Source organism: Pseudomonas sp. WPR_5_2 (assembly GCF_003634475.1).
Taxonomy (GTDB): domain Bacteria; phylum Pseudomonadota; class Gammaproteobacteria; order Pseudomonadales; family Pseudomonadaceae; genus Aquipseudomonas; species Aquipseudomonas izuensis.
On sequence record NZ_RBLA01000001.1, the window covers coordinates 1496653 to 1521315 of the forward strand.

Here is a 24663-nt window from a genome sequence, read left to right on the forward strand (position 1 = left end):
GACCTGACATGAATCCAAAGGAAAACTACCTGCACGAGTTCTTCAGGATCTTCTTCGCCAACAAGCAAATGGTGAAGCGCGTATTCCTGGTCTTTGCGGTGATCGCGCTGGTCTTGCCATTGATGCTCAAACAGAGCTTCGATATCACCGCCCAGGTGATCGTGCAGTCGAAAAAACTCTCACAGGGCGACGCCACCACGTCGCTGAACCAGGAAAACGCGACCTTCATTCCGCCGTCGCTGGCCGACATGGAAACCGAGAGCAATATCCTGCGCTCGCCGGCGTTGATCCGTCAGACCATCAGCGAACAGCGGGCCAAGGGTGAGTACACCCTGCCTCCCCGCCTGCTCAACAAACTGGTGACCCAGCCACTCAAGAAATATGTCAGCACGCCGTTGCGCGAGCACGTCATCAACCCGCTGAAGTCTGCATTGGGCATGGAAACCGATCCGGTGCGCGACACCGAGCTCGACGACTTGACCCAACTAGCCGTCGACAGCATGAAGATCGAAACCCTGCCGGGCTCCAACGTGATCTCGATCATCTACAGCTTCCCCGACCCGGCCCAGGGCACCAAGTTTGTCGCGGCGCTGCTGCAAAACTACCTGGTCAGCCGTCAGGCGCTGCAATCGATCGACCTGCCGCAGAGCTTCTATGAAACCAAGAAAACCCAGTATCAAGTGCGCCTCAACGGCCTAGAAGCCAACCGGCAGACACTGCTCGGAGCGATCGGCGCGTCCGATCCCAAGGAAGAAATCACCTTCCGCCTCAACGCGATCAACACTGAGGAGCAAGCGCTCAACCTGTACCGCGATCGCCTGCTGCAAAGCCAACGCTGGCTCGACTACCTGAAAACCAGCCTGGCCGCCGCCAAGGACTCCAAGCTCAATGACTACACCTTCCCCTACACCTTCACCACCACCGTGGACAACGTCGCCTTCGAAGATCGCGAGATCAAACAGATGGGTGAGGCGCTGACCACCCAGGTCAGTCGCTACATGAACGACCTGGCGATCTTCCAGCCAGGCAGTGAACCGATGTTGCTGACCCGCGAGCAAATCGCCCGCACCCGCCAGCAGTTCCTCAAGGTGGTGAGCAACCGGATTCAGGAACGCACCAACGACCTGGCGATTGTCAGCTCGGTGATCGACCAGAAGACCGCGCGCATCGCCGAGTTCAAGAACCGCATCCATCAGTTGCAGGAAACCCAGAGCAAGCTGCGGCAACTGGACACCGAGATCGATGCCCTGCACGCGGCGTTCTCCACCTACGCCCAGCGCTTCGCCGAAAGCAGCACCACCCGTTCGCTGGACAACGACCTGTCCAACGCCAGGGTCCTGAGCCCGCCGTTCGAACCCACCGAAGCGGCGTTTCCCAAACCGCTGCTGATCATTCCGTTCGGGCTGTTCACCGGGTTGCTGTTGGCGATTGCCCTGGTCTACGTGCGTGAGTTCTTCGATCATCGCTTCAAGCATCCGGCGCAAATCACCCATGAACTGGGCCTGCCGGTCCTGCTGGTGATCAACGATCAGAACGTGGAGCCGATCAACCCGCACAGCAACTGGGGCGTACCACGCTTCGTGCATTGGGTGCGCAATTGAACGCGCCCCTGCCCTCTCAACAAAGCAGGCCATCACTGCCGATCATTCATTTGCTCAGCAGTGGCGGGTTCTACGGGGCCGAGCGGATGTTGCTCGACCACTGCCTGGCGACGCCGGGGCAGCATCAGGTGCTGTTTCTCGATGCCCCTTACGAGCTGCTCACGCGGTTTCGCGAGGCCGGGGTGGACTGCCGCAACTGCACGGGGCTGGGGGCATTGCTGGCGCATTTGCGCCAGCGGCGGGCCGAGCGGCCGCTGATCAACACGCACAATTTCAAGGGCCTGGTGTTCGGTTGGGTCGGCGCAACCTTGTTGCGCCTGCCGCTGGTGATTACCCAACACGGCTTCACACCGCGCAGTCGCAAGCAAAAGTTCTATACGTGGTTGAGCCTGCAACTGTGCCGCACGGCGTCGGTGAACCGGGTGGTGTGCGTCGCCGAAAGCATTGCCACGCTGTGCCGCCAGGCCAGTGTGCGGGCAGAGAAACTGCAAGTGATCCCCAACGGCCTGCCGGCCAGCCAGGATCTGCAACCGCAGGCTGCGCAACACCCGCGTTGGCTGGCCGGCTACGTCGGGCGCCTGAGCAGCGAAAAGGGTCCGGACCTGTTTCTCGATGCCCTGATTCCGCTGTGCCAACAGTCCCCGCAACTGGACGCCGTGATGCTCGGCGACGGCCCGGAACGGGACAATCTGTTGGCGCGAATCAACGCCGCCGGGTTGCAGGAGCGCATCTCGCTGCCGGGTTATCAGACCGACATGCGCCCGTGGTGGCGCCAACTCGACGCGCTGGTGATCAGCTCGCGCACCGAGGGCACGCCGATGATTCTGCTCGAAGCCATGCAGGCCGGCGTGCCGGTGGTGGCGTTTGGCGTCGGCGGAATTCCCGATGTGCTGGAGGATCGGCACAACGGCCTGCTGGCGCCCCCCACCGACAGCGCCGCCCTCGCCCGGCAGCTCGACAGCCTGCTGTGTGACCCGGCCCTGGCGCGTGACCTGATCGACAACGCAAGACGTACGCAACTGGATCGCTACGACCTCAAGGCCCTGGCCGAACGCTGGTCGCAGCTTTATATCCATACCGCACGGGAGGCACGCGCGTGATTATTCCTCTGTCGGTGATCAGCCTCCTGGGGCTGGTGTGTCTGATTCTGCTGGCCAGTCCCTGGCCGTTCCTGGCGCCTGGCGCCGTGTTGGGGCTGGTCGGTCTGGCGGTGTTGTATCGACGCCCGGCCTGGGGTCTGTTGGGGATCGCCGCGCTGGTGCCACTCGAAGGTCTGTTCAAGGACAGCATGCTGACCGGATCGAAACTCCTCGGTGCCGCACTGGCACTGATCCTGACCTTGCAACTGGCCCTGCAACAACTGCCGCCCGATCGCTTGCGCAGCAACCTGTGGCGGTTTCTGACGGGGTTCATGGTGCTGTACTTTCTGAGCATGCTGCTGACTGAAGACTTGGGCATGTCCCTGGGTCACCTGCGCGAACTGAGTGTCGGGCTGGTGCTGTTCGTGATCACCTTGCTGATCGGTCGCGAACTGAACCTGATGATGTTCTGCCGGCTGGTAACCCTCAGCGTGACGCTGACCTGCATCCTCGCGATGTTCTCCACCAAGTTTCAGGATCAAGGCCGCGCCTCCGGTCTGCTGGAAGACCCGAACGGCTTTGCGATGCTGATCGCCTTTGCCTTTCCGCTGGCACTGCTGCTGGCGCTCAAGAGCCCGAACCTGATGTACAGGCTGTTCTGGATCGGTTGCAGCGTTATGCTGCTGGGCGGCATGACCAAGACCCAATCCCGTTCCGGGCTGGTGGTGTTGTTCCTCAGCCTGATCATTGGCCTCTACCATTACCGCGCCCACCTGCCGCGCATTCGTCCGCGTCATCTGGGGTTTGCCATGCTCGGGGGGGCCATCCTGATTCCCCTGGCGATCTATTTGATGCCGCCCGGCTACGTCGCGCGTATCCAGTCATTGAGTGTCTTGAGTGCCGGCGCCAGCGGTCACACCGACGAATCCCTCGGACGCCGTGCTTCGTACATCGTGGTCGGCAGCCAGATGATCCGCGAGAATCCGCTGCTCGGCTCCGGCCCCGGAACCTTCCCGCTGCACTACGCGACCACCGGCTACGCCAAGGCCTTCTCGGCCAACCGCAAGATCGGCGACTTGTACCGCCGCGCTCACAACACCTATCTGGAAATCTTCAGCGAAATCGGGATCCCGGCGGGGTTGCTGTTTGTCGGCCTGCTCGGCATGGGCCTGCTCAATATGCATCGCGCCCGCAGTGCCTGGTTGAAGCGCCACGAATGGGAGCAAGCCGACCTGATCACACACTTGGGCATGGGCATGCTGTCGCTGACCCTGTTCTTGATGTTCCTCAGTGCACCGAACCAAAAGTACGTATGGATCATGCTCGCCATGACCAGCGTGCTGCGTCTGAAAGCTGAAGAAAGTCCCGTCATGGAGGCCAAGGCATGAGCCGCATCAGTATTGTCATTCCAATGTACAACGAGGCCCGGCACATCGCCCGGACCCTGCTGGCTGCGCAACGCGCCGCCAACGCCGCGGGTCTGGAAAGCGAGTTGATCGTGGTCGACAACGGTTCCCTGGATCAGGGCGCGCAGATTGCCCGGCAGTTCGGCGCCCAGGTACTGGAGGTTCCCGGCGTGCTGATCGGTGCCTTGCGCAATCGCGGGGCGGACGTCGCCACCGGCGAATGGCTGGCCTTCATCGACGCCGACGTCGAGATGCCCGAGGGCTGGCTGACCCACCTGCTGAAAGTGGAGGCTGCCGGCCTCGGCGACGTCTTCAGCCTGGACCTGCATACCCCCGCGCAAGCGCCCTGGTACGCCACGGCCTGGCAGCGGCGGACCTTGCGCCCCTCCCGTCACACCGTACAAAGCGTGGACTGGCTGCCCAGCGCCAACCTGCTGATGCGCCGCGCGTGGTTCGACACCGTCGGCGGCTTCAATGAAACGTTGCGCACCGGCGAGGATAAGGATTTCACCCTGCGCCAGACCGCCAAGGGCGCACGCTTGATGTCGATCAATGAAAACACCGCCCTGCACTGGGGCTACGAAATGAACTGGCACGAATGGCTGGGCAAGGAAATGTGGCGCCAGGGCAGTCACTTGCAACTGCTGCGCACCCACGGCCTGACCCTGCGCTTGCTGCGCTTTCCGCTGCTCTCGCTGTGCGCCTGGCTACTGGACTTGATGGCGATCTCGGCACTGTTCAACGGTTTTCCTCACCACGCGCTGCTCATGGCGTTGCTAACCACGGTACCGGCGCTGGTATTGAGCGTGCGTCAGAGCATCAAGCACCGAAACCCGTGCCTGACCGTGCAGCTCTGGGGCCTGCACTGGGTGCGCCTGCACCTGGCCGGCGCGGCGTTCATCCTCAGCCTTTGTCGTTGGAAAGCCAGGAGGCCTGCCCGTGGCTGAATTCATTTTCTGGTTGTGCCTGTTGCTGCCGGTGTACGCCTATCTGGGTTACCCACTTCTGCTAACGATTGCCGGGCCGTTTTTTCCCAGGCACAGGCCTGCGCCCCTGCCTGCGCAACGGGTCAGCGTGGTCGTTGCCGCGCACAACGAGCAACGCAATATCGAGAACAAACTGAACAATCTGCTGGCCCAGGACTATCACGCCGCCAGCTTGCAGATCATCGTCGCCAGCGACGGCTCCACTGATCAGACCGTGGCCCTGGCGCGCCGCTTCGACGACCCGCGCATCGAGGTGCTCGACCTGCCGCGCCAGGGCAAGAACAGTGTGCTCAACGCCGCTGTCAGCCGCTGCACAGGCGATATCCTGGTGTTTACCGATGCCGACGTTCACTGGCTCGACGGCACCTTGCAGCGGCTGCTGGAGCCGTTTGCCGACCCTGAGGTCGGTGGTACCGTCGGCAACATGAACATTCCCGTCCCAGGCTCAGGCCTGAGCCTGGGCGAAAGCCTGTACCGCCGTTACGAAGACTGGCTGCGCCGGGTGGAAAGCCGCACCGGCTGCACGGTCTCGGCCGACGGTGCCCTGCAGGCGTTGCGCCGCGAGCTGTATCAACCGATTCCCGCACTGGTCAACGACGATTTCTTTATCAACACCTGCGCACCGGTGACGGGCAAGCGCGTCGTCTATGTCGACGATGCCAAGGTGCTCGATCAGGGCGTGGACGAGGCCCACCGCCAGTTCAGTCGCCGTCAGCGCGTCACCGTCGGCGGCCTGATCAGCCTGGCGGCCCGGCGTGAGCTGCTCAACCCGCTGCGCCATGGCCTGTACGCCATCGCGTTGATCAGCCACAAGCTGATCCGCCGGCTGGCGCCGGTGCTGTTGCTGCCCTTGCTGCTGGCCAACCTCTGGCTGCTCGATGAGCATGGCTTTTACCGCCTGACCCTGGCCGCCCAGGCGCTCGGTTACGCTTTCGCCGTGGCCGGCCTGCTGGACGTGCGTCACCGCTTGCCCAAACCGTTTCGCCTCGCCGCGTTCGTACTGGTGACCCTGGCCGGCATGACCGTCGGCCTGTGGCAGTTCTTGCGCGGGCACAGCTACAACCAATGGAATCCCGACCAGACTCGATGAGGTCACGTGCCATGGCGATCAAACAATTATTAAAACGCACCAGCGGCTGGCTCTACCTCAATTCCCCGGTCGGACGCCAGCAACTGCATGGTGCCGGCGTGATCCTGATGCTGCATCGGGTGCTGTCCAACGACAGCGCCGCCGACCTGCCCCATCGCAATGAACTGTGCGTCGGTCCCAAGGCTTTTGAACACCTGCTGGTCTGGCTGAAAAAGCATTTCGACTGCGTGTCGCTGATGGATATTCTGCAACCGGGGAGCCTGCGCTCGGAGCGGCCGAAAGTCACGCTGACCTTCGACGATGGCTGGCGTGACAACGCCGTGAACGCGTTTCCCCTGCTGAAAAAATACCAGGTGCCGGCGAGCATTTTCCTGTCCACCGATTTCATCGGCAGCCGCCAGCGCTTCTGGTGGGAAAGCATTGGCGAAACCCTGTGGAACAGCCATGGGGAAAAGGCCCGCATGCACTTGATCGAATGCCTGCACCAATTGGGCCGGCCGCTGCCGGTGCTGTGCGATAACCCGGATGCACAGCGTCGCAGCCTAGCGCTGCTGCACTTTCTGCAACAGCTGAAAACCTTGTCCCCCGTGGATCTCAATCGCCTGACCGACGAGTGCCCGCAGGAATCCTTGCCACAGGCGCTGGATTGGCATCAGGTGCGCTCGCTCGAAGCCTCCGGCCTGGTGCGCTTCGGCCCCCACGGTGCCAGCCACGCGATCCTCACCGGCCTCGAGGATCAACGGCTTGACGAAGAACTCAGCCGCAGTCGCCAGACCCTGTTGAATAGCTGCAACCGACCGCTGCCGGTGTACTGCTACCCCAATGGCGACAACGACGCGCGGGTGCGCCAGCACGTGGCAGACCACAACTTCCCCTTTGCCCTGGGCACCGGCACCGGGATTTATCGCGGCACCGCCGATCCGCTGGCCTTGCCTCGGTTCGGGGTCAGCCAGCGCACTGCACGCAATCCGGAACTACTGTCCTGGCGCATCTACCGTGGGGCCCGCCCATGAGAAGCGGCAGCTACCTCAAGCACCTGGCCCTGAGCATGGGCACCAAACTGGCGATGATCGCCCTGCGCCTGCTGCGCAACGTGCTGCTGGCGCGGATTCTCGGGCCGAGCGAACGCGGCCTGTTTGCCCTGCTCAGCACCCTGCCGGATCTGATCAGCGCCGCCACCAGTGGCGGGCTGAATTCGGCGGTGGGTTATCAGGCGGCCAAGCAACGGCCGATGGGGTTGCTGCTGAGTCAGGTGCTGGTGTTCGGTTGCCTGCTGGCCGGTTTGCTGACCTTGCTGGTGGTGGCGCTGACCCGTGAGTTCGGCAGCGAACTGGACATCACCACGCAACTGGGTTTGCTGGCCTGGCTGTTGTTGCTGGCGGTGCCACTGACCGTGCTCAAGAGCGGGCTGCTGACATTGCACAATGCCTCAGGCGGCGTGGTGGCGTTCAATGCCCTGCGCCTGATTGAATCGCTGATCCCGCTGTTGCTGTTTCTGGCCTTGTTCTGGATGTGGAAAAGCGCCGCCCTGGAAGCGGCGCTGATCAGTTGGCTGGCCGGCATCAGCCTGGTGGTGCTGGTGGGCTGGTTGTGGCTCAAGCGCGATCAGCCGCTGACCTTGCAATGGGACCGCACCAGTCAGAACGAGTTGCTGCGCTACAGCGCCCGCAGCCATCCGGACCTGCTGTTCCAGCAAGTGATCCTGCGTTCCGATTACCTGTTTATCGGCGCCCTGCTCGGCAGTACCGCGCTGGGTCATTACGCCATGGCCAGCGCTGCCGCCGAGTTGCTGTTGATCGTCCCGGAAGCGGTGACGACGCCGCTGATGAAACGCCTGCTGCAACAGGAAGAAGGCATCGACAAGGTCACGCCACTGGCCCTGCGCCTGACGGCCACGGTGATGCTCGGCGCGTGCCTGACCATGGCGCTGATCGGCGAGTGGCTGATCGTCACCTTGTTCGGCGTCGCCTATCAGCCTGCCTACCCGGCCTTGCTGGCGCTGCTGCCGGGCCTGCTGGGGCTGTGCTACGCGAGCATCCTGCGCCTGGACTTGCTGGGCAAAAACCGTCCCGGCACGATTTCGCTGTTGATGGGCCTCAGTGCCTTGCTCAACCTTGCACTGAACCTGTTGTTGATTCCGGCCTACGGCATCGTTGGCGCGGCGGCGGCATCGTCCATCGCCTACGTGGCGGTGACCCTGGCGATGCTGGTGATGTATTGCCGGTTGAGCGGTGTGCCGGTCTGGCAAACCCTGATCATCCTGCCCAGCGATGTCGCACCGATGCTGCAGATGCTGCAACGGAGGTCGGCTTGAAACGCCTCGTCCTCTTGTTGAGCCTGGGCCTGTCGCTCGACACCTGGGCGGCGTCCATGCGTTGGGCCGACATCCGCGACGGCAGCCTGTACCTGCAAGCGGATCGCCCTGACACGGTGACGGTCCGTTGGACACCGGCGTGGCAAGCGGACGCCAACGAAGAACGGCTGTACCTGCTCGATGGCCAGGGCAAGCTTGAGGGCGAACGCCTGATTGCCGCCAGTGAATTGAGCGGCACTCAGAGCTGGCCATTGGCGCCGGGCGCCACCAGCTATCAGCTGGAAATTCCGGGCTATAGCTTCCGCCGCTACAAGGTCGAACACGACGAGCGCACGGTGGCCCTGTTCGCTCCGGCCAAGGTGCATTTCAGCACCGAAGTCCGCGACGGCGATGAGTTGTTTTTCAAGGTTGCGGCGGGGGAACACGCGGTGCTGGCCGGCAAGTTCCATGGTGGCGTCAGTGCCTTGCAAGCGCAGCGCGTGGGCGACGGCAAGCAGGTATCGGTGGCCCTGAAACCGTATCGCGCCTATTGGCAATTCGATCAGGTCGAGTTGCCCGTCACCAAGGACGAACAGGTCTGGCGCCTGCGCTTGCAGGGCAGTGGCAAAGCCGCGTTCTGGCTGGACGGCACCGCCAATTTGTTCGCGCAGAACCCACGGCAGCTCAAACCGCTGCGCGAAGACAACGGCCAAACCCACCTGACCTTGCACGACAAGGTCCTGGGCAACACGCCGAACCTGGGCATCGCCCTGCCCTACGTGATGCCGCCGACCTCCAGCTACGCCGTACTCGATGCGCTCAAGCCGCAGGCGGCCAGCTATTACAGTTTCGTCGACATCACCGCGCAACGGCCGCACTACGAAGACGGGTTCCGCCAGTTGTATCAGGAGCGCTTCGGCATCACCCAGGACATCACGCTACTGGCCGGCAGCCATCGCGTGTCTGATCTGCGCGCCGACACCATGAGCAACGCCGGCCTGGACGCCTGGCTCGCCGCGACCCGCACCCTGGGGGGCAAAGGTACCCATTACATCGCTTTCGCCGATGAGCCGAACCTCAACTATCCGGACTATGCCGACTACCAGAGCCTCTTCGACAGCATGGCCCGGCAGGTGCGCAGCAACCCCGACAACGCCAAGGCCGGCGTGCGCATCGCCATGCCCGCCAGTTCACGGCTGGTGAACGGCCCGTTCGCCGACAACGCCGCCGACAAGCGCGGCATCGACTGGGCCAGACGCTTGCTGGCGCAATCGGGCGACAAGATCGATGCCCTGGCCTGGCACGAATGGATGGTCCGCGACCTGCTGGCGACCCGGGTCTATCGCGACAGTGTGCGGCGTGCCGCCGACCTGGTGGGGCTCGATGCCAACGGCCGGCCACGCAAGGCCTTACTGCTGGATCAGACCAACATGTCCCCGGGTTCCGACCTCAGCCCTTACGATCAAGAAACCCACTTCGCCTCGTTGTGGTGGGCCTCGGTGGTCATCAACGCGTCCCAGGACGGTTTGCTGGAGATGCTCAACTGGTTCCAGGCGGCCGACGAGCCTGAGTGGCCCAAGGGCATGCTGCGCGTGCTGGGCGACGACCATTTCGAACTCAAACCCGTCGGCCTCGCTCATCAGTTCATCCAGCAGCATTGGCTGCAAAACGTGCTGTACATGGAAAACGACGCCTTCGAAGTCGATGTGCTGGCCATGGCCAACGACACCAACCGCAGCCTGCTGGGGGTCAACAAGGGCTCGCGCTTGCAGCGAATCGACCTGTCCGGGGCACACTGCCCGCTATTCAATGGATCACTGCGTTATTTCGGTGCCGACAACCGCAGCCGCGACGCGCCGTTTAGCTGCAACGACGGTCGCGTGAGCTTCGAGCTGCCAGGGCAAACCCTGTTCGCCCTGGCCTGGAGCACCTCGTGACCGTCGCTCGACCGTTTGGCCGCACAGGCATTTCGCCGTGCACTGGATCACTCCATTTACGGGTCGCCCCCGTCAGGAGCCAACACCATGAGTGCTATTCAAAAAGTCAGTGAACACATCCGACAAAAAGGTCTGCGGGCCACCTTGAAAAAAGCCTGGAAGCACTACGTGTTTTCCCATCAGGAACTGTTGTGGATGGAGCGCGACCTGGTCAGCCCCGTGCCACCGCATAAACTCAAGCCTTACCCGCCATTGCAGGTTGTCGCCATCACCCCACACAACACCGGGGCCTTTGCCCGCTACTTCGGTGATCGCGTGGACACCATGGCCGAGCTCGCTGGCGAAGGGCATACCGGGCAGATGCATCTGGACGACCAGGGGGACGCCGTGGCGTTCATCTGGGGCGCCTCGCGCAACTACCACGACCGTCACTACTACGGTTGCTGGTTCCCGGTGAAGGAAGGCGAGTTCTTCGAATTCGGTGGTGAACTGAGCCGGGGCTACTGGGGCACGAAACTGTCGATGGACCTGCAAACGGAGCTGTGGAAAGCCATGCTCGCCCAGGGCTGCAACAAGGTGGTGGACGTGTGTGAATGGCACAACATCCCGGCCCTGAAGCTGCACATACGCACCGGATATACGGAACAGGGCCGAATCATGAACGTGTATGAACTGTTTGGCCGCTGGCGCTTTTACCGCGAAACCCGCTACACCGGCTCGCGCCTGGATACCTTGCGCAAACCGGAACGTTCTCCCGCAGCAACGTCGGTGGCCTGATCCCATGACAGTGCGATTTGAATGGCGTACTTCGCTGTGCGCCGCAGACTTTCCCGCGGCGGCCTATGAAGCGCTGCGTCTGCGAGTCATGGACCACACGCCGTTCAATGCACTGGCCTGGATGTCTGCGTCGGAACAGGCACTGACGGCCGGCGAACGCTTGCACGTTCTGCTCGGCTGGCAGGGGCCGGAACTGGTCCTGTGCCTGCCCTTGGTGGCCTCCATCGAGCGGTTCGGCGGACTGCCGTTTCGGGTCCTGCACCACCTGGGGTATCCCCTCGCCGACCGCCTCGCGCTACTCGCCTGCCTCGACACGGCGGACATGCGCCAGGCGTTGATCGAGATTCGCCGTCGACTGCCCCATGCCCTGCTGCAACTCAATGAATTGTGTGAACCGCCAGACGCCAGCGCCCTGGGCGGATGGATGAACCAAAGCTCCACCAGTGAGCGACGCCTCGCTTGTCGCGTACCGGTGCACCTGATCAGTGAGGCCGATAGTCAGGAAGTCTCCGGCGATCCGCGTTACAAACTGCGTCGGGCGCGCAAACGGATTGCCGCCTGCGGTGCGCAAGTGCGGCGCATCACCCCCGACGCGACAACCATGGGTCCGTTGCTCAAGACCCTCGGCGAAGTTGAAGCCGTCAGCTGGAAAGGCGATGAAGGCGTGGGCATTTTTGCCGATGACCGCCGCCGCCAATGGATGGACCGGGCCTTCACCGCCCTCGCCGCCCGGAACCTGGTGCGTGTGGTGGTGCTGGAACTGGACGGGCGCTGCATCAGCTACCGCCTGGGCTTGCTGGAACAGGGCCGGCTGTACGACTACAACCTGGCCTTCCTGCCGCAGTACGCCGACCTGGGCAGCGGTCGGGTGCTGCTCGAAGAGTGGATTCGCTGGGGCCTGGACGACCACTGGCGCTGGATCGACGCCTCACGGGTCAGCCTGGAAAACTCCAGTCATCAACTGCATGAACGCATGACCGGGCAAATGGAACACTGGCGCTGGAGCTTCTACTCCTGGCGTCCGGGCGGCCTGGCCCTGGGGCTCGCCCTGCGGGTCTGGCAACGTTTCAAACCGTTTTTGCAGCAATGGCGGGCCCGGCGCGCGGCAGCGGCCGACACACCTGCCCCCGTCGCAGCGCCTGCGCCTGTATCCGGGCCCAAGCCGCCTGCCGCCACCGATAGACTCATGGAGGGTAAACATGCCACGCCAAGTCATAGTCAACGCTGACGATTTCGGCCTCAGTGCCTGTGAAAACGCGGTGATACTGGGGGCTTTCCAGGCCGGGATCATCAGTTCCGCCACCGCCATGGCCAACATGCCGGCCTTCGAAGCGGCCTGCGCCCTCGCTCAGCATCCCTTGCTGGCGGGGCGCATCGGCCTGCACTTCAACCTCACCTATGGCCGGCCGTTGAGCAGGCGCATTCTCACGCGCCGGACCTTCTGCGACAGCGCCGGGGTGTTCGACCTCAACCTGTCCCGGACCCGCCTCTGGCTCGGTCGTCAGGACCGTCTTGCGGTGGAGGAGGAACTCGAAGCCCAATGGCAACGCTGCGTGGATAACGGCGTGCGACCCAGCCATCTGGATTCCCATCAACACGTACACAACATCTGGCCCGTCGGCGAAATCGTCGCACGCTTCGCCGCCCGCCAGGGCGTTCCCGTGAGGCTGGCGCGCAACCTGGGGCAAAACCTGAGCCTGCCCAAGCGCCTGTTCAAGGACTTGCTCAATCATCGTCTGAACAGCCTGGCCGGCGCTTCCGCCGACTATGTGTGTACCCCGGTGGATCTGCGCAACGCAGCGCCACCCAGTGACGGCTTGCTGGAGATCGTCGCCCACCCCAATCAGCTCGGTGCCGATTTTGGCGATGCCTATCTGGATCAGGGCGAGTCGTTGAGTGCGCTGCTGGAGCAGCGGTTGCCGGGGGTGCCGAGGGTTGCCTACAGCGCTGCGGGCAGCGCTTTCGGTCATCACGCAGAGACGGTGATGGAATAGTGCCGCGGCCACCTGGCGTTTCCCTCGGAATGCCCACCGGACACCCTCGGAGCACGGCTTTTTGACGCCTGAAAACTGTGTCAAGACTGAAACACAAATTGAAACAAATTGCTGGCAGCAGCGCCCAGATGCCGCGTCCAGCGTGATCTATACCCATCAGTACCTTCACCCCCAGCATGGCCAATCCTGGCCAAGGAGGGCTTCATGACCCTGATCGATAAACTCCGCGAACGCATCAAACAAAAAGGCTTGAGCCGCACGTTCGGCACACTGTGGAAACGCTATGTGTTCTTCCACTGGGAGTTGCTGTGGATGGAGCGCGACCTGTTCAGCCCGGTCCCGCCGCACAAGCTGCGACCCTACGCCGGCGTACGTCAGGTGACCATCACCCCGGAAAACGCCACGGCGTTCGCCAGGCACTTCGGTGATCGCGTACAGACCATGGCCGAACTGGCAGCCGAAGGCCACACCGGGCACATGTACCTGGATGAGGACGGTCATGCCGTGGCGTTCATCTGGGGCAGCACTCGCGACTACCACGACCGTCACTACTACGGCTGCAATTTTCCGGTAAGACCCGGTGAGTTCTTCGAGTTCGGCGGAGAAATGACGCGGGCCTACTTCGGCAGCAGCCTGTCGGTGGACGTGCAGGTCAACCTGTGGGAAGCGATGGCGGCACAAGAGTGCTACAAGGTGGTGGACGTCTGCGAAACCCACAACATCCCGGCCCTGAAACTGCACATCCGCATGGGCTATCACGAACAGGGACGGGTTAGCCACGTCTACGGCCTGTTCGGCCGCTGGCGCTTCTTCCGCGAAACCCGCTACACCGGCTCACGCCTGGAACCGCTGCGCAAACCGGGACGGCCGGTGGTGACGTCCGCGGCGCAGGCGTAAGGACTGTACCTGACAGACCGCGTTGGCACCTTCGCGAGCAGGCTCGCTCCCACAGAAGATCTACATAGGCACCGATCAAATGTGAGAGCGAGCCTGCTCGCGAAAGCGGTGGTTCAGTCAACATCAATGCTCAATGCAACACTGCCATCGCGAGCAAGCTTTGCTCCTACAGATGCAAGACTAACAACACCCTGCTCAACCCTTCACCGCGACCAACGTAAAACACATCGGCAACTGCGCCTCCTGCTGTTGGTAACGGTCATACAGTTCTTCGCGGTTGGAATGCGGGTGTTCCTTGAAATGGCGGATGTTCAACCCCGCCGCGAGGGTGCCGGTGAAAATGGCGCCCAGGGTGTGGACGAACCAATACGACGGCGCGGCCTGTTGTTCGACCTTGCCCTCGTAGACAATCGGCTCGGTTTGCACAAAAGGCTCACTACGAAAGTACGAGCTGGCCAGGGCGTAGGGGTCGGCGGCTTCGGGATCGAACATTTCCAGAAACGGATGGGTTTCATACACCACCAGCGCCCCACCCGGCTTCAATGTCTGCGCCACATGGCGCAGGAATTCGCCGATGTCCGGCATCCAGTTCAATACACCAATGGTAATCAGCGCCACGTCGAAGCGGCCCTGCAACTCAAGTGGCAAATGGTGAATGTCGGCCTCGATGAACTCGGGCCCATGGGGCGAGCGTGACGCCAGCTCCCGCGCCTGTTCTAGAAACGCCGCGGACTGGTCGACACCGACCACATGCCGGGCGCCCAGGGCAAACAGGGACAGGCTTTCGCGACCATTGTTGCAACCCAGCTGCACCACGTCTTTGCCATGGACGCCGAGTTCTGTCAGCACAGTGGTCAGGGTGTCATCCAGGCATGAAAAATCCGCGTGGGCCACAGCGTTCAAGAGCACCCGCCAGTCGGGGCTGTCCTTGTGATGGCGGGCGGAGTCGTTCCAGGCATCGCGGTTGCTGGCGATGGCTTTTTCTTTTGTCGGCATTTCCATTGCACATGTCCCTATCGAATGGTTCGACCCACGACTGTAGCAGCTGGCGACGCCCACGGCCCCTGTAGGAGCTGGCTTGCCAGCGAAAGCGGTTTATCTGGCGACATCAATGCAAGTTGAATGACCGTCTTCGCTGGCAAGCCAGCTCCCACAGGGGATTGGGGACATCCGCGAAAGCCAGGTCGGCTGTCAGGCCGCCTTCACTGCGGTGCGGCGATCCGACAAGCCAGCTCATACAGGGAGCGCTATAGTTAATGGCCTTGGGGATATGCACGAAAACCGATGTCACAGGTGCTGCCATGAACAAGACCGAACAGACGCTGTTGCTTGCCCTTTGCCTGACCGCCGCCACCTGTGCACAAGCGCAGGACACCCCGATGCAGACCGAGCAGTCGAGCAGTGAATTCAGCTATTACGGGGCCGACCAACCCTTCGCCCACCCTGCTCCCCCCTCGCTGAGCACCGTGCCGCCGGGCTCATACATTCCGACATCACCCCAGACATTCATCCCGGTGTCGAGCGAGCACGTGTTTTACGACTCCCGGTTGCCGACGGTGGCCGATGCCACCGTTCGGGTATTCATTCGCACCTACGATGAGGAGCACGGTGTCTACGTGAACCAGGAAGTCTTCGACCCGACGTGCATGCGGGCTTGCCTAAGCAGCCCAGGCCCGGCGCTGTTGGGCTCGCAGCTGTAGGAGCAAAGCTTGCTCGCGATAGCGCCGTGTCAGGCAACAGGTGTTTTATTGAACGATCGCCATCGCGAGCAAGCTTTGCTCCTACAGAAAAGTGCATCTTTCTGCCTACCACTGGCGTTTGTCCGGGCGCGCAAGGCCGAGTTTTTCTATCCGGTAACGCAGCATGTCGCGGCTCAGGCCCAGCAGCCGTGCGGACTTGGTGACGTTCCAGTCGGTCTTGTCGAGCATCTTGCGCACCATGTCGCGCTCGACTTCCGGCAGGTTCATCGACTCGGTGCCGCTGTAGACCGGACGCGGGTCGCCGTTTGGCGCCTCGTGCTGAAACAGCGGCGGCTCATCCACCAGGCTCATGCAGACGTTCAACTGATGGGCGGCGATGACGTCGTGTTGCGCCAGCAGCACGGTCTGCTCCAGCATGTTGCGCAACTCACGCACGTTGCCCGGCCAGCTGTAGTTGAGCAGCAACTCTTCGGCCTGATCGCTGAAGCGCAGGTGCGGTTTGCCATAACGCTTGCCATGGGCCGCCAGGAAGTGCCGGGCCAGCAACAGGATGTCTTCGCCGCGGGCATACAGGCGTGGCACCTTGATCGAGATGATGCGCAGGCGGAAAAACAGGTCACGGCGGAATTTGCCCTGCTGGACCATTTGTTCGAGGTTGCAGTTGGTGGCGCTGATCACCCGCAGATCGACCTTGCGCTCCTTGACTGCGCCGACCCGGCGGATCGTCCGGTCCTCCAGCAGCTTGAGCAATTTGGCCTGCAGGATCAGGTCCATTTCCCCCACTTCGTCAAGAAACAACGTGCCACCGTCGGCCGCTTCCACCAGCCCCACGCGACGGTCCTTGGCGTCGGTGAAGGCGCCCTTCTCGTGACCGAACAACTCCGACTCCACCAGGTTGGCCGGAATCGAAGCACAGTTGAATTCGATGAACGGCCCCTTCGCGCGCGGGCCGTCGAAATGCAGGGCACGGGCCACCAGTTCCTTGCCGGTGCCGGTCTCGCCTTCCACCAACACCGGCGGCAGATCGGTATTGGCCATCCGGCGCTCGGCGTCGAGCAATTGGGCAATGGTGCCTTTGAGGTAAACCATCGGCGCCGATTCGCCGATCAGCGCCTGCACCCCGGACTTCTGCGCTTCGCGTTCCTGATAGAACGACAGCGTGCGCTCCATCCGATCGGCGGCCAGGGCCTTGTCCAGCAGCAGCTTGAGCTCCGGCAGCGCAACCGGTTTGGTCACGTAGTGGAAAGCGCCTTCTTTCATCGCCACCACGGCGTCCTCGACGTTGCCGTAGCCGGTCATCATGATCACTTTCAGATCCGGCGCGCTGATGCGCAGCTTTTGGATCAGGTCATGACCACTCATGCCCGGCAACGAATTGTCGGTCAGCACCACATCGGGAACGAAAGCCCTCAATTGCTCCAGTGCGTCTTCAGCCGAGTGGCAGACGGTCACCTCGAAGTCCTTGCGCTCCAGGTAGGTCTGGATATTCTCGGCGAGGAGTTCATCATCCTCGACCAGCAGAATGCTGTGTTCCATATTCCCCTCCCGTTGCCACTTTAAAATTCAGACAAACGCGGGTTCCTTCCTGCTCCTGGCTGGTCAGTTCGACCGAGCCTTCGAAACGCTCCATTATTCTTTTGACCAGAGCCAGGCCCACGCCCAGCCCCCCTTGTTTGGTGGTAAAGAACGGCTTGAAGACCATTTGCTGTTGCTGCTTGCTCATGCCCTTGCCGGTATCGTTGAGAATCATGCTCACCTGCCCGGGGGCGGGTGTTTCAATATCGATACTCAACACACCGCCCGTAGGCATGGCTTCCAGGGCATTGGCGAACAGGCTATTGAGAATTTGCGTTAGCAGCATCTGTTGGCTGACGACCGGTGGAACGTTTTTGGGCGTGAAGCGCACCTCAACGTTCGAGCGTTTGATCAACGGTTCGAAAGCCCCCAGGGTGTCGTCGATGGTCAGCACCAGATCGACGTCTTCATGATCGTCATTCACCGGCCGCAACGACACCAGCAACTCGCGCACCCAGCGCGACATGCGATCGACCTGGCTGATGATGTCGCCGATGTTTTTCTGCGCGGTCTGGCTGGCGATTTCCTGGGCCAGTTCGGCGCTGGAACGGATATTGGCCAGCGGGTTGCGCAGGCTGTGGGCAACGGCTGAAGACATCTCCCCCAAGGCGACGAAGGTTTCATTGGCGACCAGTTGTTTTTGCTGGCTCTGCAACAGCATCGCCGCCCGCCGCACGATCCAGAACAACCCCAGGTAGATCATCGCCCCGCCCAGCAGGGTCGCCAGCCAGATCGCCTTGAACCCGCGCTGGATGCGTTCCACCAGGTCCACCGGTTCCTTGTAGATTTCCACCATGGCGATCACTTTGCTTCTATCGGCATTGAACATCGGGATGTAGTTCTCGACGAACAGATATTGCGGTTCACGCAGCAAGCGTTGCTCAGGCTTTTCTTCATCAATTTCGTGGTAGCTGGTGGACACCGGTTCCTTCATTTCGAAGGACTCGTCCAGTTCCTCGTCGTCCTTGATGCGCACGCCGATCAACTCAGGGTTGGTCGACCAGACCACGGTACGATCGAGGGCGTATACGGTGGCCAGCAGAATGTCCGGCAGGTGCTCTACATGATCGAGGAACTCGCTGCGAGCGTTGGCACGGGCCGCCGGGGACACATCGGGGTCGGCGTTGTCCTGGCGCGGATCAAGCATCTCGCCCATGGTCCGCTTGGGGTCGATCCGGGCATGGCGAATTTCCGCATCGCCGATGGCCTGAATGAACTGCGCGGTCAGCATCGAATCGCGCTTGATGCTCTCCTCCACTACAAAACGCGTGGAAATGTAGCCCAGCCCCAGCGCCACGGCGGCGATGATGAAAAAACTCGCCAGCGAAAACCAGCGCACCAGGTTGAACGGTGGCCGCCAATCCTTGCCTTGCGCTGCCGGTGTCGTGTGCGCAGCGGTTTTTTGTTCTTTTAGTATCTGCATGGGGACCGTCCTGATTGCTGGTCTTCAAGCCTTTTCAGCCGCGTTTCGGATCAGTGTAGGTGGCATTGATAACAACGACGGAGCATTGAAGGTATTTCGCCACTATTCAACCTCAGTCTGTACCTTGGAGCTGCCGGGTGCAGCGATTGCGTGATGGTGTTCGGGCTCTTCGTTACCGGCGGCCAACGCGTTGGCCGGCGGATGCTGGCGATCGGTTTCCGCTTGTAGAAAATCGATGATCGACTGCGCCGAATGCTCATCCATGCGCAGGTTGGGCATCGGGATTTTGCTGAAGCGTTCGAACAGCTCCATGGCAATCGGGTCTTTTTCCGCAAGCATGCGGTCCGGCTCACGAATCCAGCGGTTGAGCCAGGCGGGATCGCGTTGTCGGGTCACGCCGATCAGGTCCGGGCCGATGCTGCGCAGGCCGATGCCTTGCCCGTCCAGCGGGCCGAGGCTGTGGCACGACGCGCAACGGGTACGAAACAGTTCTTCGCCATTGCTGGGCGGACGGATTTCGGGGGCATTGGCATAGCTTTCGCCAGCGCTCGGTTGTTTCCAGTTATGCAAGGTGTTGGCCAGTTGATCGGCCAGAATCCACGGGTTCTCGAAGGGTGAAGCTTTCATCCAGCGCCCCGTTTGCTGGTTGCCGACGATCAGGCTCAGGTTGTGGTCCTTGCTGCGACCGTTGTCGACGCCTTCGATGAACAACCCGAGCTTTTGCCGCAACTCGGTGACATCGGCAAATTCCCCGGTGAGGAATTGCCAGCCCGGCCCGACCTGGAATCGCTGCGAATAAGCCTTGAGCACGGCGGGGGTATCGCTCAAGGGGTCGATGCTGATGGAGTAGAAAAAGATGTCCTTGCCGACCCGGTCGCCGAGCAATTTCTGCACCTGGCGCAGGCGCGCGGTTTCCAGCGGGCAAGAGTCGCTGCATGAGGTGAAGATGAAGTTGATCACCACCACCTTGCCCTTGATCAGGTCATCGAAAAAACGCACCTGCCGACCGTCCTGGTCGGTCAGCAGAGTGTTGGGGAAATAGTCGCCACCCCACGGGGTGGCGGATTCAGTGTCGGCTGCTTTCTCGGCAATTGCGGTTGCAATTGCCTCTACCGAGGTGGGTGCGGGTGCGGGTGTGGGTGTCGACGGTGCCTGGTTGGCGACCAGCAGCTGGCTGGCCAGCAAACCGGTGACCAATATCAGCACCAGGTGCATTCCCAAGGCGCGTGAGCGCGGTGTATTCAACTTCATGTCGACACCCTCCCGGTTCATTTCTTGACCGCTACTTTTGGCCCCATGCCGTCGCCGGTACGGAAGGTTGGCAGTGCGGCAGAGTTCACGTAGCGCACGCCATCCCAGCTCGGCAGCGGTGTCGGCATCAACTGGAATTGACCCGGCTTCTCAATGTCCCAACGCAGCAGCATCGAGTTATCTTCGTGCTGGGTGTTGTGACAGTGCTCCATGTAGGTCCCGGCGAACTCACGGAAGTTGATCGCCATTTCCACATTGTCCAGGCCATCGCTTTCCGAGCCGATGCGGTACACGTCCTTGCGTGCCCATTTTTCCCATTCCGGTGGTGCCTTGCCGCCACGACTGAGGATGATCCCCTCCTCGAAGTGCACGTGTACCGGGTGACTCCAGCCGCTGCCGCCGAGCCTGATGTTCCACACCTCCAGGGTGCCGAAGCCACTGCTGCCGGCATCGGTAGGACCGTTTTTCAACTGGGTGGCCGCGTTCAGGCGACGAGGGTCCATGTGGTAGCCGAAGCCGCCATCGGTCTTGACCGTCCAAGGGGCTTCATCGGTGCCGTCGGAACGGCCGAAGATGAAGCTGCGGTGACGGGCATTGGCCAGCAGCGCCATGTCGGCAGGGTTGTCACGATGGATTTTCAGCGGGATCATCACCAGGCCTGCAGCCTTGCCCGGTTTGGCCGGCTCGTACAACGCCGGGTCCATGGCCAGGTCCTGACCGGTGTAGGCCTTGACGTTGAGCTGCAACACCTTGCCCACCGCCGGGTCGCCCCTGTCCCACTGCGGTCCCTTGCTCGTTTGTTTGATCACCGCCAGGTACTTCTCGGACAGCACGTCGGCCAGCGGGATAGGCTCTTTCGGGCCTTTGCCGTTGTCGTGGGCCAGCAGGTTGACGAAGAAAATCTTGTCCCCCGGCTTGATGCCGTTTTTCGCGAAGTTGACGATGATGTCGAAACGCTCGGCAATGCCCTGGGTTGGCAGGATCGCGTTGTGGTTCTGTTTGTCGCCATCGCCGTCCAGGTCCATGGTGCCGTCGAACGGCACGCTGTGTTCCATGATGTTGCCGTCGTTGGCGATCATATGGAACGGCACCCGGGCATAGGACACACCTGACCCTTTTGGTCCCTGGAACTCGCCACTGGTGCCCTTGATTTCACGCACGAGCGCAAATTTGTAGTAACGCGACACCGAGCCGTTGAGCATGCGGAACCGATAGCTGCGGGCCCGTACATCCAGGGTCGGTTTCCAACCCCAGTTGACCACCACCTGGTCACCGAGGAAGCCGTCGGTGTTGAACGGGTTGAACCACAGCTGACCGTTCTGATCCCACGCCTTGTCGGCGAACAACAGGTTGACGTCGTAGTCGCGGTTACCCCAAGGCAAGGCGCTGCCGCTGGGGAAACGCAGGTTGACGCCGTCGTTCACCGACTCGTTGCCACGGTCCAGGGCGCTGTAGTAATTCATCATCGCCGCGTTGCCCTTGTAGACGTTCTGCGCGGTGAAATCGAGCATGTGGTCGTGGAACCAGTGGGTGCTCATGGTTTCGCGCCAGTCGCCGCGAATCTTGATCGTGCCATGGTCGCAAGTCTTCAGACCCGGGCTCATGTCATTGGTCCACAGGGTTTCGCCCGGCGAGCACGGGAACGCCGCACGCGGATCTTCAGCCTTGGTGTTGATGGTGTCGTAACCGGCCAGCTGGATCGGCCAGCGGTAGTCGTAATACTGCCCGGGGAAGAAAAACGCGTTGGCATAACCATCGCTTTCCGCTGGCGCGTGACCGTTGTGTTCATGGGTGGTGATGGTGTGCAGGCCAAACCCCATGTTGGCCGACGGGTCGATAGGCAGGCCGTTGTAATGGCGCATGAGCACCGGCTGACCGTAACGCACCATCAACAGTTTGGGCGGCAGTGTGCCGTCGAAGGTCCACACCGAGTTGTGTTTCTGCACCGGCATCAGCGGATGCAGACGCGGCTCGACGCCCTTGGCGGTGCCATCCGTTGCCTGTATTCCCGCGACGTTGTGATAGAGACCACCGGGGCCGAACTCACCCACGGCGTAGTGGTGCATCTGCCGATTGTCACGCAAGCCGCCGTTGGTCCGTATACCGGTCTGCACGGTCTTGTAGGCGTTCTGCGGGTAGAACTCGTTCCAGCGCTGATGGGACCAACCTTTTCCTGGTGGACGGCCTTCGGCGGAAGAGCCGATGTGGCGGTTGAGGAATTGCTCGATCTGCGCCTGCCATGGGTTGCGGTCAACCGAGTTGGAATACTGGCTGGGGAACGGTGTCAAGCCGGGTTGGCGCAAGAAGGTATCGAGTGCCAGGCTTGGCGGCGCACTGCGCGCAGCACTGGTGGGGTCCTGTTGTGGCAGCGGGCCGATTGCCGGGGCAGGAAACGGCAAGGGCGCTGCCGGCGTGGTGGGGTCGAGTTTTTCCGGTCCGAATTCCTCGAACAGCAGCATTTGCTGGGTGAATGGCTGAGCGCCGAACAAAGGGCTGGGCTTGCCATTGGTGGGGTAGTTGAAACTGGTCTGTTGTGCCGGCGGAAGCTGGTTTTCTACCCGCGTCTCGTCGCGGTTGCCTTTGACGCCATCAGGCAAATCGAAGGCATCCTGGTTGGCCTCCGGCATGCTCAGGATGGCGTTTAGCGCCGCCGGCTCGTCGGCTGGTTCGTTCTGGTAAGCCGAAGGATCGGACGGTTCTGGCTGTCGCTCGTCGTCGATCGGGCTCGCACGCAACATCCCTGTGCTTATTGTCATTGCTAGGGCGACGCTCAAAGGCGTCAATAACCACTTGAAGGGATACCGCGCTTTTCTGTCCATCACCAGCCGCCTCGTGTGTGTGAAGGGGGTGATGGTGGTTTTGCAATTCTCTCGCCAGATTTGTAACTGTTTTATACAAAAGAATTAATACCCGCCAAAACAATGGCTTATCAACATCAATGTGCCATGACCGGGAGAAAACGACTGGGGAATGACACCCGCTAGCGGGGAAAGTTCGCCCCCATTTTCAGGGGCCTCAGACAGCGGCCTGTGCCCGTGCTGTGTACACGCGATCCTTTGTAGGAGCTGGCTCGTCGGATCGCTGCACCGCAGCGAAGGCGGTGGGTCAGGAAGAACGCTTTCGCTGGCAAGCCAGCTCCTACAGGGGGTACGCGTATCCTTGCTTCAGGGAACCAACCTGAACAACAAACGGACACGGGTGCCCTCGCCTTCACGGCTGTCGAGGGTCACCGCGCCGCCGAAACGCTCCATGATCCGCTTGACCAGAACCAGCCCGACACCGAGCCCACCCTGCTTGGTGGTGAAAAATGGCCGGAACGCCATATTGCGTTGCTCTTCGCTCATGCCTTTGCCGGTGTCGCTGACCACCACGCTGACGTCATGGGAATGGGACCGCTCCAGGGTGATGGCCAGGGTACCGTCTTCGTCCATGGCCTCCAGCGCATTGGCCAGCAAACTGTTGAGGATTTGCGTCAGCTGCACCTGCTGGCTCATCACCATGGGTGTCTCTTTGGGTTCGAATACCACCCTCACCCGGGCCTTGGCGATCTGTTGTTCGAAGGCCATCAGGCTGTCATACAAAGCCGCCACCAGATTGACCGGCTCGGCATCGTCATTGAGCGGCCTCAGGGATTGCAGCAACTCCCGTACCCAGGTCGACATGCGATCGACCTGGTTAATGATGTCCTTGATGTTCTTGTGCGCCGGGCCACTGTCAAACTCCAGCGCCAGTTCGGCGCTTGAGCGAATGGTCGCCAAAGGATTGCGCAGACTGTGGGCCACCGCCGAAGACATCTCGCCCAGGGCAACGAAGGTCTCATTGGTGATCAGTTGCTTTTGCTGCGTCGCCAGCAAAATCGCCGCACGGCGCACGATCCAGTACAACCCGAAATAAATCAGGCCGCCGCCCAGGGCCGTGGCCAGCCAGATCATCACCAGGCCACGCTCCATGCGGCTGATCAGGTCCTTGGGTTCCTTGTAGATCTCGACCATTGCCGTGACGGTCTTGCCGTCGGCGTCAAACAGCGGAATGTAGTTCTCGATGAAGATGTATTCCGGTGGGGTGACGAACTTCTGCTCCATGCGCGACTTGTCCACATCGTGGTAACTGGCCGACACCGGCGTCTTATTAAGGAAGGCTCGATCGAGGTCCTCGTCGGCATGGATGGTGGTGCCCATCAACGCCGGGTTGGTCGACCAGATCACCATGCGGTCGGGGGCATAAATGTTGGCGAGGATCACGTCCGGCAAGTGTTCGATGTGGTCGAGGAACTCGCCACGGACATCGGCTCGTGCCTGCGGATCGACGTCGGGAAAGTCCCGGTCCTTGCGTGGATCCAGCATCTCGCCCATGGTCCGCACATTGGGAATCGACACATGGCGTACTTCGGCCGAGGCAATCGCCTGAATGAACTGCGACGTCAGCAGTGCATCGCGCTGCACGCTTTCGGTAATCACGAACTTGGTCGACACCGAACCCAACGCCACCGCCACGGTGCCGATCACCGCCATGCTGATGAGCGAAAACCAGCGCAGCAGATTGAACGGCTGTTTGCGCGTGCTCAAGCGAATATCGCCCTTGTCGGATTCAAGCGTTCTTGCCAGCGTGGTCATGTAGGTATTGTCCCGGACTGCCCCTATAGGTTTATAGCCCA

General features: G+C 61.5%; 19 protein-coding genes. 13 read left to right on the forward strand and 6 right to left on the reverse strand.

From position 1 onward, the window contains the following. Positions 1-8: 8 nt before the first annotated feature. The 12 genes from BJ917_RS06630 (at position 9) to BJ917_RS06685 (ending at position 14060) form a co-directional block, all read left to right on the forward strand. Positions 9-1601, forward strand: a complete 1593-nt coding sequence (locus BJ917_RS06630; protein ID WP_096512373.1) for a Wzz/FepE/Etk N-terminal domain-containing protein — start codon at positions 9-11, stop codon at positions 1599-1601. Then, complete coding sequence (locus BJ917_RS06635) at positions 1586-2701, forward strand: glycosyltransferase family 4 protein (protein WP_254007512.1); 1116 nt, start codon at positions 1586-1588, stop codon at positions 2699-2701. Before BJ917_RS06630 ends, BJ917_RS06635 begins: the two co-directional genes overlap by 16 nt. Next, the gene (locus tag BJ917_RS06640) at positions 2698-4068 is read left to right on the forward strand and encodes an O-antigen ligase (protein ID WP_096512375.1); all 1371 of its coding nucleotides are present in this window, start codon (positions 2698-2700) and stop codon (positions 4066-4068) included. The genes BJ917_RS06635 and BJ917_RS06640 overlap by 4 nt, the downstream gene beginning before the upstream one ends. Further along, complete coding sequence (locus BJ917_RS06645) at positions 4065-5033, forward strand: glycosyltransferase (RefSeq protein WP_121102703.1); 969 nt, start codon at positions 4065-4067, stop codon at positions 5031-5033. The genes BJ917_RS06640 and BJ917_RS06645 overlap by 4 nt, the downstream gene beginning before the upstream one ends. Next, positions 5026-6162, forward strand: a complete 1137-nt coding sequence (locus BJ917_RS06650) for a glycosyltransferase family 2 protein (RefSeq protein ID WP_096512377.1) — start codon at positions 5026-5028, stop codon at positions 6160-6162. Before BJ917_RS06645 ends, BJ917_RS06650 begins: the two co-directional genes overlap by 8 nt. An 11-nt stretch (positions 6163-6173) precedes the next feature. After that, on the forward strand, positions 6174-7175 hold the full coding sequence (locus BJ917_RS06655; protein WP_121102705.1) for a polysaccharide deacetylase family protein: 1002 nt from the start codon (positions 6174-6176) through the stop codon (positions 7173-7175). Continuing rightward, on the forward strand, positions 7172-8476 hold the full coding sequence (locus BJ917_RS06660; RefSeq protein WP_121102707.1) for a lipopolysaccharide biosynthesis protein: 1305 nt from the start codon (positions 7172-7174) through the stop codon (positions 8474-8476). Before BJ917_RS06655 ends, BJ917_RS06660 begins: the two co-directional genes overlap by 4 nt. Next, complete coding sequence (locus BJ917_RS06665; RefSeq protein ID WP_096512380.1) at positions 8473-10392, forward strand: hypothetical protein; 1920 nt, start codon at positions 8473-8475, stop codon at positions 10390-10392. Before BJ917_RS06660 ends, BJ917_RS06665 begins: the two co-directional genes overlap by 4 nt. Before the next feature lie 87 nt (positions 10393-10479). Next, a complete protein-coding gene (locus tag BJ917_RS06670; protein WP_121102709.1) occupies positions 10480-11169 on the forward strand; it encodes an N-acetyltransferase in 690 nt (229 codons plus the stop codon). A 4-nt stretch (positions 11170-11173) separates the two neighbouring features. Then, a complete protein-coding gene (locus BJ917_RS06675) occupies positions 11174-12397 on the forward strand; it encodes a GNAT family N-acetyltransferase (protein WP_121102711.1) in 1224 nt (407 codons plus the stop codon). Beyond that, complete coding sequence (locus tag BJ917_RS06680) at positions 12369-13163, forward strand: ChbG/HpnK family deacetylase (protein ID WP_096512383.1); 795 nt, start codon at positions 12369-12371, stop codon at positions 13161-13163. Before BJ917_RS06675 ends, BJ917_RS06680 begins: the two co-directional genes overlap by 29 nt. Before the next feature lie 204 nt (positions 13164-13367). Then, positions 13368-14060, forward strand: coding sequence for an N-acetyltransferase (locus tag BJ917_RS06685; RefSeq protein ID WP_121102713.1), 693 nt, complete (start codon positions 13368-13370; stop codon positions 14058-14060). Between the two features lie 195 nt (positions 14061-14255). On the opposite strand, the gene BJ917_RS06690 is transcribed toward BJ917_RS06685, so the two are convergent. Next, positions 14256-15062, reverse strand: a complete 807-nt coding sequence (locus tag BJ917_RS06690) for a bifunctional 2-polyprenyl-6-hydroxyphenol methylase/3-demethylubiquinol 3-O-methyltransferase UbiG (RefSeq protein ID WP_121102715.1) — start codon at positions 15060-15062, stop codon at positions 14256-14258. A 299-nt stretch (positions 15063-15361) separates the two neighbouring features. On the opposite strand from BJ917_RS06690, the gene BJ917_RS06695 reads away from it, so the two are divergent. Further along, positions 15362-15760, forward strand: coding sequence for a hypothetical protein (locus BJ917_RS06695; RefSeq protein ID WP_121102717.1), 399 nt, complete (start codon positions 15362-15364; stop codon positions 15758-15760). A gap of 105 nt (positions 15761-15865) precedes the next feature. On the opposite strand, the gene BJ917_RS06700 is transcribed toward BJ917_RS06695, so the two are convergent. The 5 genes from BJ917_RS06700 to BJ917_RS06720 all read right to left on the reverse strand — a co-directional run bounded on the left by BJ917_RS06700 (position 15866) and on the right by BJ917_RS06720 (position 24622). Further along, on the reverse strand, positions 15866-17296 hold the full coding sequence (locus tag BJ917_RS06700) for a sigma-54 dependent transcriptional regulator (protein ID WP_121102719.1): 1431 nt from the start codon (positions 17294-17296) through the stop codon (positions 15866-15868). Continuing rightward, positions 17265-18758, reverse strand: a complete 1494-nt coding sequence (locus BJ917_RS06705) for a sensor histidine kinase (RefSeq protein WP_096512388.1) — start codon at positions 18756-18758, stop codon at positions 17265-17267. Before BJ917_RS06705 ends, BJ917_RS06700 begins: the two co-directional genes overlap by 32 nt. 102 nt (positions 18759-18860) lie before the next feature. Further along, on the reverse strand, positions 18861-20009 hold the full coding sequence (locus tag BJ917_RS06710) for an SCO family protein (RefSeq protein WP_256658514.1): 1149 nt from the start codon (positions 20007-20009) through the stop codon (positions 18861-18863). A gap of 17 nt (positions 20010-20026) precedes the next feature. Further along, complete coding sequence (locus BJ917_RS06715; RefSeq protein WP_096512390.1) at positions 20027-22828, reverse strand: multicopper oxidase domain-containing protein; 2802 nt, start codon at positions 22826-22828, stop codon at positions 20027-20029. Positions 22829-23173: 345 nt separating this feature from the next. Further along, positions 23174-24622, reverse strand: coding sequence for an ATP-binding protein (locus BJ917_RS06720; protein ID WP_096512391.1), 1449 nt, complete (start codon positions 24620-24622; stop codon positions 23174-23176). Between the last annotated feature and the right edge of the window lie 41 nt (positions 24623-24663).